Here is a 13,839-nt window from a genome sequence, read left to right as displayed (position 1 = left end):
AAATATAAGAAAACTGGAGCAGGATATATTTCCCCTCCAGTTTTAGTATAGAGCCACTGTTTTTAATTTATCCAAATTTCTTTTAATCTATCAACTGCTTCATCAATATCTTGATCTAAGATTCCTGAAAAAGATAAAGTAATCTGATTATTACTATTTTTATTAACTAAAATATCATTTTGTTTTGCTAAAGCAATATATTGATCAACCAAATCAGCCTTAATTGCCATTGTGATTTTTAATGAGGTTTCATATAATTCGAATTTATGTTGAGGAAAAGTAGTTCGAAGCTTTTGTAACAAATGAGTACTTTTATTGCGGTAATGTTTTCTTAATCGCTTTAAATGTCGTGCTAACTGTCCATCTTCAACATACATAGCTAAAGCCAGCTGTTCTAATTTTGATGCAGTCTGATGATAATCTCGAGACTTTTCATAAAATAACTGAACTAATTGGTTTGGTAATGCCATATAACTAATTCTTATTGAAGGTAGTAATAATTTTGAAAATGAACCAATGTAAATAATGTGGTCATTGTCTAGTTTTGACATTGCATCGATTGGTTTAGTGTTAAATTTCAATTCTCCATTATGATCATCTTCAATAATATAGACTTGATTAGCTCTCGCATATTCAATGATTTCTAAACGACGCTGTTGTTTGATAGGATGACCATGATACCCTCCAGAAGAACTATTTAAATATAATAATTTTAAATTAGCTTGTCTTAATCCCTCTAAAGTAATGCCTTCTTCATCAACCGGTAACTTAACTACCTGCATATGACAATCATGAAAAACGGCCTCTGCCTGTTTGAATCCTCCTTCCTCAATTCCGACTATATTATCTTTACCAAAAAGACTACAAACATGATAAAGAAGAATTTGAAATCCCGCACCAATAATATAATTATTTACAGGATGCCGAACTCCACGGTATTCATGGCTATATTCCTGCAAAGCTACTCTTAAAGGCATTTCCCCTAATGGTTCTCCATAACTCATTAAATCTTCACTTTGATTTAATGCTTTTTTAATATACTTTTTCCAAGTATCTAAATTAAAGCTTTCCACATCAACAAGACGTCCACTAAAATCATATCGATAATGGTGACTATCAATTTTTGTAATTACTTTTGGATTCTTTTTATTTTTAATTTGATTACTAAATTGCACATCCACATAATATCCTACTTTTTCTTTTGCGTAAATATAACCCTCGACTAATAATTGTAAATATGCACTTTCAACCGTAGTTCTGCTTACATCTAATTGTTTTGCCATTTTACGAATTGATGGTATTTTATCATTATATTTTAAATAACCATTTTCAATATCATCAACAATAGTTTGATAAACTTCTAAATATTTATAATCCTTCATAAACAGTCCCCTTTAAAAGTATTATAAATTACTATTTTAATAAAGACAACTAAATAAAATTATAATTTTTATATCACTTACACTTCAATATGTGATATAAAAAGAAAAAGGATGTGAATTTATTATGACTATTAAAAAAAGTGTTTTGGATACAATTGGAAAAACTCCATTAATTCAAATTGACCGCTTTAAAAAAGCATGTGAAGTAAACAACAAAATATTTGCCAAAGTAGAATTCTTTAATCCTGGTGGCAGTGTTAAAGATCGTGTTGGTCTTAAATTAATTGAACAGGCTTATGAGGATCAACTAATCAATAAAAAAACTACGATTATTGAACCTACTAGTGGTAATACTGGCATTGGTCTAGCAATTGCGTGTGCTATCTATGGTAATGAATTAATTTTGACGATGCCTGAAACTATGTCATTAGAACGTCAAAAATTATTAAAAGCTTATGGAGCTAAAATCGTATTAACGGCTGGAGAAAAAGGAATGCAAGGATCAGTCGATAAAGCTAACGAACTTGCTAATAAGATTGAAAATAGCTATATTCCAGGTCAATTTGTTAATCCAAGTAATCCCTTAGCCCATGAAGAAACAACGGCATTAGAAATTATTGATGATTTTGATGGTAATATTGACTATTTTGTTGCCGGAATTGGTACTGGAGGGACAATTACAGGAATTGCTCGGATATTAAAAAAGAAATATCCTGATATTAAAATTATTGGAATCGAACCAAAAGATTCTCCATTAATCACTAAAGGAAAAGCTGGATCGCATGATTTGCAAGGAATTGGAGCAAATTTTATTCCTAAAATTCTCGATTTGGATCTAGTCGACGAAGTGATAACAGTTTCTACGGATGATGCTTATGAGGCTGCACGAATATTAGCAAAAAAAGAAGGCCTACTAGTTGGAATAACTGCTGGAGCTGCCCTGCATGGAGCAACTAAAATAACAGATAAAAATAAAAACATCGTTGTTCTACTGCCAGATACTGGAGAACGTTACTTATCAACAACATTATTTGAATAAAAGGCATAGCAATTGAGTAGCATTAAAAGTATTTTACACAATGCTCTTCAGACTATGTTTTTTATTTTCCTAAATGTCCAGTGAGAATGTAGAATGATATCTTATTATTATAATAACCAATACATTATCCTCTATAACTTTAATTTTGATTTATTCTTTTTAACTGTACTAATTACTTTTTCAAATCAACAGGATTTTAACTGAACTTTTTTGTTTAAGCTCGTCCATACAAGACAACTTATCATATCACCTCAATGATATAATTTCTGTTTATTAAGATATCAATTACAAATATTCCAAGTACTTTTTTGTATACTATAACAAAAAAACATTGTCCATAATTTAAAGCTATTTTGGACAATCTTTTTGGCTAATATTGATATTGACTACAATCACCTCATTACAACTAATCATCTTTCTCTGCTCTTCTTCCCGTCTATTTATATTTTTAAATAGTGAATCTCATTATTAAACTTTAAATTATTAGTTGTTTATCCTAGTTGCATAACAAACACTCACATTTTTATGATAGACTTTTAAAATATAATTATAATTAAAAATTATTTTTGTAGTTAGAAAAAGATACTGTCCCTAAAGACAGTATCCATATTATTAATCTTGTTCAACTAATGCAGTTGATAAATAGCGTTCACCAGTATCTGGTAACAACACAACAATGTTTTTGCCAGCATTTTCAATTCTTTTCGCTAATACTGTTGCTCCATAAAGTGCTGCACCAGAAGAAATACCTACTAACACTCCTTCTTCTCTAGCAATTGCACGGCTAGTAGCAAAGGCTGCTTCATTTTCAATTGTAATAATTTCATCATAAATATCAGTATTTAAGGTATTAGGAACAAAACCTGCACCAATCCCTTGAATTGCATGTGGTCCTGGAGTTCCTTTAGATAAAACTGGTGAGGCAGCAGGTTCAATTGCTACAACCTTAATACTAGGATTTTTTTCTTTTAAATATTTTCCGATTCCACTAATTGTTCCTCCAGTTCCAACACCAGCGACAAAGATATCTATCTTACCTTCTAGCTGCTGGTAGATTTCAGGACCTGTTGTTAGATAATGTGCATTTGGATTTGCTTGATTTTCAAATTGACTAGGAATAAACGCATTTTTGTATTCTTTGGCCAATTCTTCTGCTTTGGCAATTGCTCCCTTCATGCCTAGTCCTCCTGGAGTTAAAACTACTTTAGCTCCATAGGCTTTTAATAAATTTCGCCGTTCAATCGACATTGTCTCTGGCATAGTTAAAATTACTTGGTGTCCTAAGGATGTTCCTAGAGAAGCTAATCCAATTCCAGTATTACCGCTCGTTGGTTCAATGATTACAGAATCCGGTTTTAAAATTCCATCTTCTTTAGCTTTAAATAACATGGCTTTAGCAATTCGATCCTTAACACTTCCTGCGGGATTAAAATATTCTAGTTTAGCAAAAATATTTGCTTTTAATTGATTTTTTGTAACATAATTGTTTAATTTTAAAATTGGGGTATTTCCTACTAATTCACTAATATGATTATTATAAGTCATTACTATTTCCTCCATTTTCTTTATCTAATCAAATCTATTATTAACAACAGCCTCTATTTTTATAAAAAATTAGCTCATTCATTATAGTTCCCTCTTTTCCTATCGGATTAATATGATTATACCTTGAGAGCAAATTTATGTCAATAGTTATATAATAAAAAAGCCTTACGGCTTTTATATTGAATAATTATTCACTTGCATATTTGCATGATCGATTAAATCTTGAATAGTTACACTTTCAACATAGTCTTTAATCACTTTATCTAATCCTTGCCAAAACGGTAATGTAATACATTCATTGGCACGACTGCAATTATTAATTTCATCTTTCAAGCAGGGAATTGGAGCTAAATCACCTTCTGTAATTCTTAGAATATCACCAATTACACATTCTTCAGGTTTTTTTGATAAGCGATAACCTCCAGCATTACCACGAAGACTTTGTAAATAGCCCGCTTTATTTAGTAATGAAATTATTTGTTCTAAATACTTAACCGTCAGATCTTGTCTTTTAGCAATATCTTTCAGTGGAATATATTTACCATCATCGTGCATCGCAATATCAAGGATAACTCTAATTGCATAACGCCCTTTGGTTGAAATTTTCATGATGTTCACCTCGTTTATATAATACTAGTATTAAAGTAGGAATACAAGTAAAATAAAGCAAAAACTAGTCATTTATCGCATCATTTATCCAATTATCTTCTTTTTCAAGCAAATATACATGGTCAATATCTTCTAATGTTTCTAAAAAATCACTTAAATCTGTTGGGGTAATTACAACATGTTCGACAATACTGCTCGTTTTAGTCACTTCTATATTATTAGCTAGTAGTGCATAATAAACTAATTCACTACAATATAAAGCTTTATCATCATAAGTTGTCATGCTGTAATCATACGGTGTTCCCAAATAATCTAACGCCCGACTTAAATATGTCTTAATAAAATTATCATCCTCATTAAAACGATAGCCGGAAAGTGCTTTTAAATACGATTCTTCTTTAAGATTAGCCATTTGATCAAATGTCCGTATTTTAACACCCGTAGAATTACTGTCGAGTACTAAAACCTCATCTTGATTCTTATAATGTTTATTAATTTCCTCATAATATTTATCTTCAGGTGTAAAAACCTGACTAAACTGCTGATATGTTCCTAGATAGAAAATAGTATGTTTCCATCTTCCTGGAATAGCATATGAACTTAAATAATTAGTATTTTCAATATTAATAATATCTCCTGTTTTAAAAATATCAAGATATTCTAATAGTTCTTTATAAGTAATAACTTCTTCTTTTTTAACTACAGGCTCTTCTTGAACCACAACAGCTTGATCTCTTTTATCAGGTTTTAAATTAAAGCCAATACTGGCAATTATTATAATAACTATTCCAACTAGAAACTTTTTCATCAACTCATCCTTTATTTAATCATACTTAGTCCAACACGATGTTTGTTGACATCTACATCAATGACATAGACTTCAACAATATCACCTATACTTAGTTTATCCAAAGGATGCTTAATTCTTTCATGAGAAATCTTCGAAATATGGACTAATCCATCATTTTTTAACCCAATATCGACAAAAGCTCCAAAATCAACAACATTCCTAACTGTTCCTTCTAGTTGCATACCGGGTTTTAAATCTTCAATTTTTAAAATATCTTTCTTTAATAATGGTGTTGCATATGCATCACGGGGTGAGCGATTTGGCTTTATAAAACTATCAATAATATCATCTAACGTATAATTGTCGATATTTAGTTCATTCATTACTTCCTCTTTGTTAATATTTGATAATTTATCAGCAATTTCATTTGTTCCTAATAAACTAGCATCAGCATCTATTAATTTAAGTAATTTTTTTGCTTGTTGATAGTTTTCCGGATGAATTGCTGTTGCATCAAATGGATCATTAGCTCCAGGAATTCGCAAAAATCCGATTGCCTGCTGATATGTTTTTGCACCTAATTTACTAACATTCATAATTTCTTTACGATTTGTAAATTTACCATTTTCATCACGATATTTAATAACATTTTTGGCCACTCCGCTATTTAACCCAGCAACATATTGTAATAATGATACTGAAGCAGTATTGATATCAACTCCAACATTATTTACCGCTTTTTCAACAACAAAATCTAACTGTTCTTCTAATTGTTTTTGAGCAATATCATGCTGATATTGTCCGACACTAATTGCTTTTGGCTCAATCTTTACTAATTCTGCTAATGGATCTTGAAGACGTCGTGCAATTGAAACCGCTGATCTTTCTTCTACCTGATAATCTGGAAACTCCTCTTTAGCTAATTTACTTGCTGAATATACTGATGCTCCAGCTTCAGAAATAATTGCATAATCAACATCTAAATTATTATCTTTGATTAATTGAGAAATAAAAGCTTCACTTTCACGACTTGCAGTACCGTTACCAATCGCAATAATTTCAATTTTATATTTTTTAATCAAATTTAATAAAATTCTTTTTTCTTTATCATAATTATCTTTTGGAATAGTAATAAATACTTTATCAATCTTCAATACTTTTCCGGTCTGATCAACAACAGCTAATTTACATCCTGTCCGATAAGCAGGATCCAGACCCAAAACCATTTTATCTTTTAAAGGTGCCTGCATTAATAACTTTTCTAAATTGATTGAAAATACTTTTAAGGCCTGCTCGCTGGCTTTTTCAGTTAATTCATTACGCACTTCGCGTTCAATCGATGGCAATAATAAACGATTTAAACTGTCTTCTACAGCTTTCAATAAATATTCATTAACACTGCTATTACGATTTCTAGTCACTCCACGATTAATATATTGAATTAAAAATTCTTTATCTAAAACAATATTAACAGTAATAACTTTTTCATTTTCGGCACGATTAATCGCTAAAATACGGTGTGATACAATTCGATTAACTCGTTCGTGATAATCATAGTACATTTCATATACTTTATTTTCATCAGGATTCTTCTTTTTTACTTTTGTTTCAATCGTACCAGATTTATATATTATATCTTTAACAAATTTACGATATTTAATATCATCACTAATTACTTCTGCAATAATATCTAAAGCTCCCTGAATTGCTTCTTCTACAGTCTCAACTTTATCATTTAAATATTTTTTTGCTTCTTCTTTAAGTTCTCCCCTTGGCAGTGATAAAATCCACTTACTTAATGGTTCTAAACCTTTAGCTTTAGCCTCAGTAGCCTTTGTTTTTCTTTTTTCTTTATAAGGACGATAAAGGTCTTCTACTTCATTTAACTTTGTTGCTTTTAAAATATCAGCCCTTAGTTGATCTGTTAACATCCCTTTTTCTTCAATTAAACGAATTACATCTTCTTTTCGTTTTAATAAACTAACTTGATATTGATAATATTTATCAATATTTCTGATTTGATCTTCATCTAACCCTCCTGTTGCTTCTTTACGATAACGAGCAATAAAAGGCACAGTATTTCCCTGTTCTAATAATGATAAAACAGCATTGATTTGTTTTTTAGTTATTTCTAATTCTTTTGATGCTATTGCAATAATTTCTTCGTTCATAATAACTCCTTAATTCTATTTGTTTTCAACTACCTTATTTTACTTCAAATAAATAAAATATCAACTGATAAAAGAAAAAGTCTTGAATTTCAAGACCGTTATTTTGGATGACTATAATCAAATTTAAAATATTATCACTGGATATCATGAACGTTCTGATAATATTCTTCAATTGTAAAAATTATATCATTATAAATTTCTGGATTTAACAGTTCTTTTGCCTCTTGTATACTCACAAAGCGATAATCACTATGCTCATGCGATAAACGGACATGATCATTCTTGGGAATACACAAATATCCGATTCCTACGGTTTGATAATCTTTTCTAATTTTAGTGAAAGTATAAGCTGGTTTGATTATGATAATATCTAATCCGGTTTCCTCTTGTAATTCTCTGATTAATGCTTGATTAGGTGTTTCACCATATTCCAACCCACCACCTGGTAACTCCCAATAACCCAGACCATCACTTGATGGTCGAATTCGTTTCATTAAAAGAATCTGGTTATTTAATACGACAATTCCTTTGACTGTTATGTGAAATCTTACATTATTCATGTCATACCTCCGATTATTATATATATCATAACACTATTATTACTAAAATTGTTTAAATATTATAACTAATAGTGTTATAATTGATGACGAGGTGATAATATGATTGATTTTAAAGCGGAAGTTTTAAAAATAAAAGATCAAATGATTGATGATATAAAAATGTTATGTGCCATCCCTTCAACTCAAGATGATAGTACCGTTGCTGAGTTTGCTCCCTATGGCGCAGCCAATCGCCGAGCTTTAGATGCAATGTTAGAAATTGGTCGACGTGATGGCTTTGAAGTGCAGGATGTTGATGGACATGCTGGACATATTGATATTGGAACTGGTGATGAAACTTTTGGAATTTTGGGCCATCTTGATGTAGTTCCTGTAAACAAGGTTGGATGGGATAGTGATCCATTTGAAGTTATTACTAAAGAAGGAAAGCTTTACGGACGTGGAGTCGCAGATGATAAAGGACCATTAATGGCTGGTTATTATGCTGCAAAGATCATTAATTCTTTAAATATTCCTACAAAAATGAAAACTAGGGTTATCTTTGGATGCAATGAAGAATTAGGTAGTAATTGTGTAAAATATTATTTCACAAAGATGCCTTATCCTAAAATGGGATTTACTCCTGATGCTGCTTTTCCTGTTGTTTATGGTGAAAAAGCAGGTTGTGGTTTTGAAATCACAGGACATGTTGAAAAAGGTGGATTAATCTATTTATGTGCAGGAAGTCGTCCAAATATTGTTCCAGAAACTTGCGAAGCAGTAATTGAAGGGAATTACAAACAATATACTGAATCTTATAAGAAATTCCTAAATACTAATAATTTAACTGGGGATATTGAAGAGGAAGGAAATCATACTAAATTAATTCTTAAAGGGAAATCAGCACACGCAAGTACTCCTGAAGAGGGCATTAATGCTGTTGTATATTTATGCAAATATTTAGCAACTGTCGTTGATAACAAAGTTGTTGATTTTGTTCTTGAATATTTAGATGACTGTCATGGTAAAAAATTAGGAATTGACCATACCGGTTTAATGGGTCCTCTTACTCTTAATTTAGGAGTTATATCTTATTATAAAGAAGAAGTTAAAATCGTTCTCGACTTACGTTGCCCTCATGACATGGATTTTGATGCAATGGTTACAAAATTTAAACATGCTTGTGCAAACTATGAATTCAGAGAAACTCATGATTTGGGCAAGGCTCTATATATCGATCCTAATTCTAAGTTAATTACTAATTTGCATGAAGCTTATGTTAGTGTAACTGGAGATACAGTTAACAAACCTCAAGCAATTGGTGGCGGGACTTATGCTAAGTCAATGCCAAACTGTGTTGCTTTTGGAGCTGAATTTTTGGGTGAAGATAATTTAATTCATGGTAATAATGAAAATATCAAAATCGATTCGTTATTGAAAGCAACAGAAATTTATTGTCATGCTTTATACAACTTGATTAAGGCAGATTAAAGAAAAAAGTCTAGAACTTTACGTTCTAGGCTTTATTTTTCTGCAATAATTTGATAAACTATTAATACTTGCAGACATGGCGAAACTGGTATACGCGCTATCTTGAGGGGGTAGTGAGCAATAGCTCGTGCGAGTTCAAATCTCGCTGTCTGCACCAATGCCGGTGTAGTTCAATGGCAGAACGCATGAATGGTAATCATGAAATTTAAGTTCGATTCTTAGCTCCGGCACCATTTTTTTCACTTCGAACAACAGTTAGTTAAGACGGTTATTAACAAAGATGTTTTTATATAACCATTTAATCTAGCTAAAGCGAAGTTTAAAAACGATGCTATTATAGTTGAATTGATTTTTTAATACGATATACTAAATACAAGTTATTATTTAACTTATATTTTTTAAAACATATATATATTGTTCATCGATTCTAACTTCTCTTTAGAATTAGATGGTCTCTTAGAGTGATCTACGGTCAATAGACACTCTTTTTTGTTTGTATTGTATCAAGTTATTATCAATTTTAGCACAATAATATGATTAATAAAAACATTATAACAAAATAACAAAAAATTCATATGTTGCATGATAATCAGAAGTTGAGGGTGTTTTTTGAAATGTTCAAAGACATTAAATTCAGTCAAATTCCGATAGACTTTCGCTGATTTTTCTATTAAAATCATCTACTTTTTTCTTTAGTCTCAGCAGTGCCTTTTTATCCTTTTCAAAGTTAGATAGGCTGATTTTTGATTTCTTCAGCTGCTCTTCGCATTTAGAAACTGTAACTTTCTCTTCATCAATTTTCTTTTTAATTTGTAATCAAATCATAAATTATGTTTTTTATAAACAGTTATGTATCATTTAACACACTATCTTTACGGTTATATTTTTGAATTATCCCATTGTGTGCAATTCCAATAGAACAACGTAAATTTGTTTTTCTAAGGTATATACTGTCATCAGTCAGCGGGTATGGATGACAATTTCCCTCATCAATTTTACCACTTGTTGATATTCTAAAATGAAATACAACACTTTGATTTTTCAATTTATAGAGCTTATCATTTATTTGCAAATTTTCATAAAAATCATCAAAAACATAAAACCTTTTTTAATAATAACTACATCATTATAATTGTACATGAACCCTGCACCATGAGGATTTTTATTCCAACATCTTTTTAAAATCTCTTTATCCGGTAAGTCCATTCTGCTATTTTTTACAATAATTATACACATATTCATTGCCTCTTTCTTCTTTAATTAAGGAATGCATTCCTTATTTTCTTCGGGTGAGTAAGCAATGTTCCCAGACATCTAGAACCTATTTCATTTAAAAAATCAAAACAATAAAATGAATTAATTGTTTTAATTAACGTCTATCTATATTTATTTGCCAAACATAAAACTTGATGGTCTTAAACTATTATTAGGCATTAATGATAGTTTTTTCACTTCCTTTATATCAACTTTTCTATTTTCTATATCATTATTCTCAATATAATTTTTCATCATTTGTATTGTTTTATCATTATTTTTATATACAATTAATTTTTCCAAATTAATCAAGCCTTGATAGTTTCTAGATACATTTACAATATTATACATTAGATTGATACGTGCATTAAAAGATTCCCATAACAGCGTTCCTCGACATAATCTAATCTCAACAGTTTTTTCATTTGTAGTATTAACAACCTTGTATCTATTGTGACGATTTCTATCGCTTTTAATTTTATCTTTTGCAACTTTTTTATAACTTCTATATCATATCCATTTGATGTTTCAAACTGACACCAGCGTAAACTGCTTTTATTTCGTCCACTGATTTTGATTAATTCTTCTCGATATAATTCCATAACAGCAACCACATTTTCAATGGTTTTATTTGCTCTTTTGTGGTCTACTTCTTCTGCTTTTCTTATATTATTATTAAGATTACTTAATAGAGAACTGTATTCTTTAGAATTAAAACCTAGTGTTTTTCTATTGAAATAAATGTGTGAACCACATTTATTTCCTTTTGTAGAAACATAGTGAAACTCATTAAAAATATTTAACAGGTTTTTAAACTTATTGATATTTTTTCATAATATCCTTTTGTCATTGGACTGGAAATAATCTCAAGACCGTAGCCAATCGACCCGTCTCTTTCATATACAAACAAGTCTCCAAATTCATTTTCAAGCTTTTCAGCAGTATTCAAAAGACGTCTCCACTGTGGCTCATCTATATCGTAGTTTTTATAATCATACCATTTACCAATAGTTGGTTGAAATCCGCCCATACTGCCCATCCCACCACAACTTCAAATTTGTTTGCTAAAATTATAGCACTCAATACGAATTTCTCTATCATTTCTTTATATTTGTCCATATCGTTTTATTTCACTATGGAAAATTCGGGCACCAAAGCGTCAAATCCACTTACTATTTTGAATGTTCTAATCAATAAAAAAGTCTATAGTTCCAAGAATTTGCACCATCTAATACTCTCCAATACCCAAATTTCAAATACCATTTTTCTTTTCCATTCCTGTAATTGGGATACTTTACTGATCTATCAAATAAAGCTAAATATTTTGAATTACATTTTTATTCAACAAAAAAAGCAACTGTAAAAAATTGCTTAATTTATTTTAATCAATTATTAAATTACCATTATTAGGCTTAGCAGCACTAGAATTATTATTAGATGAACTATTTGATGATGTACTACCACTTGGTTTAATAGTTGAAATACTGTTAGATGAACTACTAGAAGATGAATAAGAACTATTATTACTTGATTTTGATGTATCACCCGAAGTAACTATGCGAAAATCACCACTCTGTGCTTCGATTTTCTTTCTAGTTACAATCTTTGTAGTTGTTGTACCATCAGCGTTTGATACTGTTTCCTCAACAATTACTTCATCAGCACTCAATGGAGCAACAACATTTATAGCTACTTCTTTATCACATTTATTTCCATAATTGTCTTCTGAAATAATTTTTAAAGTATAAGCACCAATTGTATTTACATCAATTGCACTAGTATCATACTTAACATCTGTTTGAGATAAATCATCAATTGTATAAAGAACTTTAAAATCATAAGTACTTAAATCAGTACTTTGTACTATATCAATACTTTCTGCACCTGTAATTACTGGGGCGGTAGTATCTTCAACTTTATAAGTAAAAGTTTCTTTTTCGTTTTTATATGAAACGGTAACTTTATATTTTCCAACATCTAAACAAAAATTTTCAATATTATTCAAATCTTTATCAACAGTTACCTTTGCGTTTTCCAATACATCTTTTTTTACATCGGTATCTAATTTTTCTGTATTTAAATACGTTTCAGGTTTTATATTGAATGGTGTACCAAGTTCAACTTTAAAAGTATTTTTTTTCAATACAAGATAATCTGGCTCTTTATTTAAAACGATAAAGCCTACAATGATAAATGCTATAACATACCAGTATTTTTTACAATTCTTTAAAATCTTTTCTTTCATTGTTTTAACCTTCCTCACATTTTTAGTATAGCATAGAATACTATTGTATACATATTGATATTGGAAATTCTAATAGTATTAACGGTTTCCGTCTTACCGTTAAAACACGATCACTAAACCTAGAAATCTATTCACTCCCAATAACTCTAAATTTAATGAGAAAAATATCTAATACGCTACTCACTTTTTTTGTTGGTTTGGAATAAGTCAACCGTTATGCTTATATTGCTTTATTTATTTGACTGATATTTTTTTCAGCATTTTCTTGATATTTTCATTCGTCAACACAACATTAGCGTTTTCAGTTATACTGTATTCCTCGTTTTCTATGATGATACCATGAAATATTTTCTCGTAATTTCAAGAAAGCATACGGAATGACACCAACAGAGTATAAAAATATTTCTATTATTTTATAACATTTTAACATACCAGATATTTCTTTAAAATATCATATTATTGACGAAGATATGTCAATTTTAGCGAATAGTATTGTATTGGAAATAACACATTCCACAATAGATATTCCTAAATATTTTGTTGGATATGTGGCAAGTAGGGAATTAAAAGCACCACTCAATATTACCACACATATTTTAATAGTTCTTTACGTTTTAACTTTCATATACAAGGAAACTGTACTGAACGTTTTTCTCTAAAGACGTAGGTAGATGCTTTTTTGAAATATAATGCTTTAAATGAATAATAGCACTCATGCCTTATGTCCCCCAATAGTATTGTTTCTGTCTTTGCCAGTTGCTCCTTCTACTAGAT

Annotated in this window: 13 protein-coding genes and 2 tRNA genes; 4 read left to right on the top strand and 11 right to left on the bottom strand. The window is 30.0% G+C overall.

Going from position 1 to position 13,839, the window contains the following annotated elements; translation table 11 throughout:
• Positions 1 to 62: 62 nt before the first annotated feature.
• Positions 63 to 1,382, bottom strand: coding sequence for a MocR-like pyridoxine biosynthesis transcription factor PdxR (gene pdxR, locus KSU54_RS17300; protein ID WP_003537784.1), 1,320 nt, complete (start codon positions 1,380 to 1,382; stop codon positions 63 to 65).
• A 124-nt stretch (positions 1,383 to 1,506) separates the two neighbouring features.
• On the opposite strand from pdxR, the gene cysK (KSU54_RS17295) reads away from it, so the two are divergent.
• Positions 1,507 to 2,421 (top strand): cysteine synthase A, encoded by a 915-nt coding sequence (gene cysK / locus KSU54_RS17295; RefSeq protein WP_117792767.1) that lies wholly within the window; start codon positions 1,507 to 1,509, stop codon positions 2,419 to 2,421.
• A gap of 612 nt (positions 2,422 to 3,033) precedes the next feature.
• Here cysK (KSU54_RS17295) and cysK (KSU54_RS17290) read toward each other — a convergent pair.
• From cysK (KSU54_RS17290) to KSU54_RS17270, 5 genes are all read right to left on the bottom strand, one after another.
• Positions 3,034 to 3,966 (bottom strand): cysteine synthase A, encoded by a 933-nt coding sequence (cysK, locus tag KSU54_RS17290; protein WP_008792938.1) that lies wholly within the window; start codon positions 3,964 to 3,966, stop codon positions 3,034 to 3,036.
• Between the two features lie 174 nt (positions 3,967 to 4,140).
• Positions 4,141 to 4,575, bottom strand: a complete 435-nt coding sequence (locus KSU54_RS17285) for an RrF2 family transcriptional regulator (protein ID WP_008792937.1) — start codon at positions 4,573 to 4,575, stop codon at positions 4,141 to 4,143.
• A gap of 64 nt (positions 4,576 to 4,639) precedes the next feature.
• Entirely contained in the window at positions 4,640 to 5,383 is a 744-nt protein-coding gene (locus KSU54_RS17280; RefSeq protein ID WP_003537777.1) for a YiiX/YebB-like N1pC/P60 family cysteine hydrolase, read from the bottom strand.
• Positions 5,384 to 5,394: 11 nt separating this feature from the next.
• On the bottom strand, positions 5,395 to 7,536 hold the full coding sequence (locus tag KSU54_RS17275; RefSeq protein ID WP_117792769.1) for a Tex family protein: 2,142 nt from the start codon (positions 7,534 to 7,536) through the stop codon (positions 5,395 to 5,397).
• A 134-nt stretch (positions 7,537 to 7,670) separates the two neighbouring features.
• Positions 7,671 to 8,096 carry an NUDIX hydrolase gene (locus KSU54_RS17270; RefSeq protein WP_003537775.1) on the bottom strand — a complete coding sequence of 142 codons (426 nt, stop codon included), beginning with the start codon at positions 8,094 to 8,096 and terminating at the stop codon, positions 7,671 to 7,673.
• Positions 8,097 to 8,195: 99 nt separating this feature from the next.
• Here KSU54_RS17270 and pepV point away from each other — a divergent pair, with 99 nt between their 5' ends.
• The 3 genes from pepV (at position 8,196) to KSU54_RS17255 (ending at position 9,799) form a co-directional block, all read left to right on the top strand.
• Positions 8,196 to 9,566 carry a dipeptidase PepV gene (gene pepV, locus KSU54_RS17265; RefSeq protein WP_003537774.1) on the top strand — a complete coding sequence of 457 codons (1,371 nt, stop codon included), beginning with the start codon at positions 8,196 to 8,198 and terminating at the stop codon, positions 9,564 to 9,566.
• Between the two features lie 70 nt (positions 9,567 to 9,636).
• Positions 9,637 to 9,723, top strand: a tRNA-Leu gene (locus KSU54_RS17260).
• Positions 9,724 to 9,725: 2 nt separating this feature from the next.
• Positions 9,726 to 9,799: transfer RNA gene (locus KSU54_RS17255), tRNA-Thr, on the top strand.
• 829 nt (positions 9,800 to 10,628) lie between these two features.
• Here the strand turns inward: KSU54_RS17255 and KSU54_RS17250 are convergent.
• The 5 genes from KSU54_RS17250 to KSU54_RS17235 all read right to left on the bottom strand — a co-directional run bounded on the left by KSU54_RS17250 (position 10,629) and on the right by KSU54_RS17235 (position 13,065).
• Complete coding sequence (locus KSU54_RS17250; protein WP_003537772.1) at positions 10,629 to 10,802, bottom strand: hypothetical protein; 174 nt, start codon at positions 10,800 to 10,802, stop codon at positions 10,629 to 10,631.
• A 150-nt stretch (positions 10,803 to 10,952) separates the two neighbouring features.
• Positions 10,953 to 11,171 carry a hypothetical protein gene (locus KSU54_RS19045; RefSeq protein ID WP_226814571.1) on the bottom strand — a complete coding sequence of 73 codons (219 nt, stop codon included), beginning with the start codon at positions 11,169 to 11,171 and terminating at the stop codon, positions 10,953 to 10,955.
• Entirely contained in the window at positions 11,171 to 11,422 is a 252-nt protein-coding gene (locus KSU54_RS19040; protein ID WP_226814570.1) for a hypothetical protein, read from the bottom strand. The genes KSU54_RS19045 and KSU54_RS19040 overlap by 1 nt, the downstream gene beginning before the upstream one ends.
• A 197-nt stretch (positions 11,423 to 11,619) precedes the next feature.
• Positions 11,620 to 11,850 carry a hypothetical protein gene (locus tag KSU54_RS17240; protein ID WP_008792935.1) on the bottom strand — a complete coding sequence of 77 codons (231 nt, stop codon included), beginning with the start codon at positions 11,848 to 11,850 and terminating at the stop codon, positions 11,620 to 11,622.
• Between the two features lie 351 nt (positions 11,851 to 12,201).
• Positions 12,202 to 13,065: a hypothetical protein gene (locus KSU54_RS17235; protein WP_117792771.1), complete on the bottom strand. Its 864-nt coding sequence runs from the start codon at positions 13,063 to 13,065 to the stop codon at positions 12,202 to 12,204.
• Positions 13,066 to 13,839: the final 774 nt, after the last annotated feature.

The sequence above is a fragment of the Erysipelatoclostridium sp. MSK.23.31 genome (assembly GCF_019125875.1).
GTDB lineage: Bacteria > Bacillota_I > Bacilli_A > Erysipelotrichales > Coprobacillaceae > Thomasclavelia > Thomasclavelia ramosa.
The sequence above is the reverse complement of the archived record's forward strand: the minus strand, read 5'-3'. Positions and strand labels throughout refer to the sequence as shown.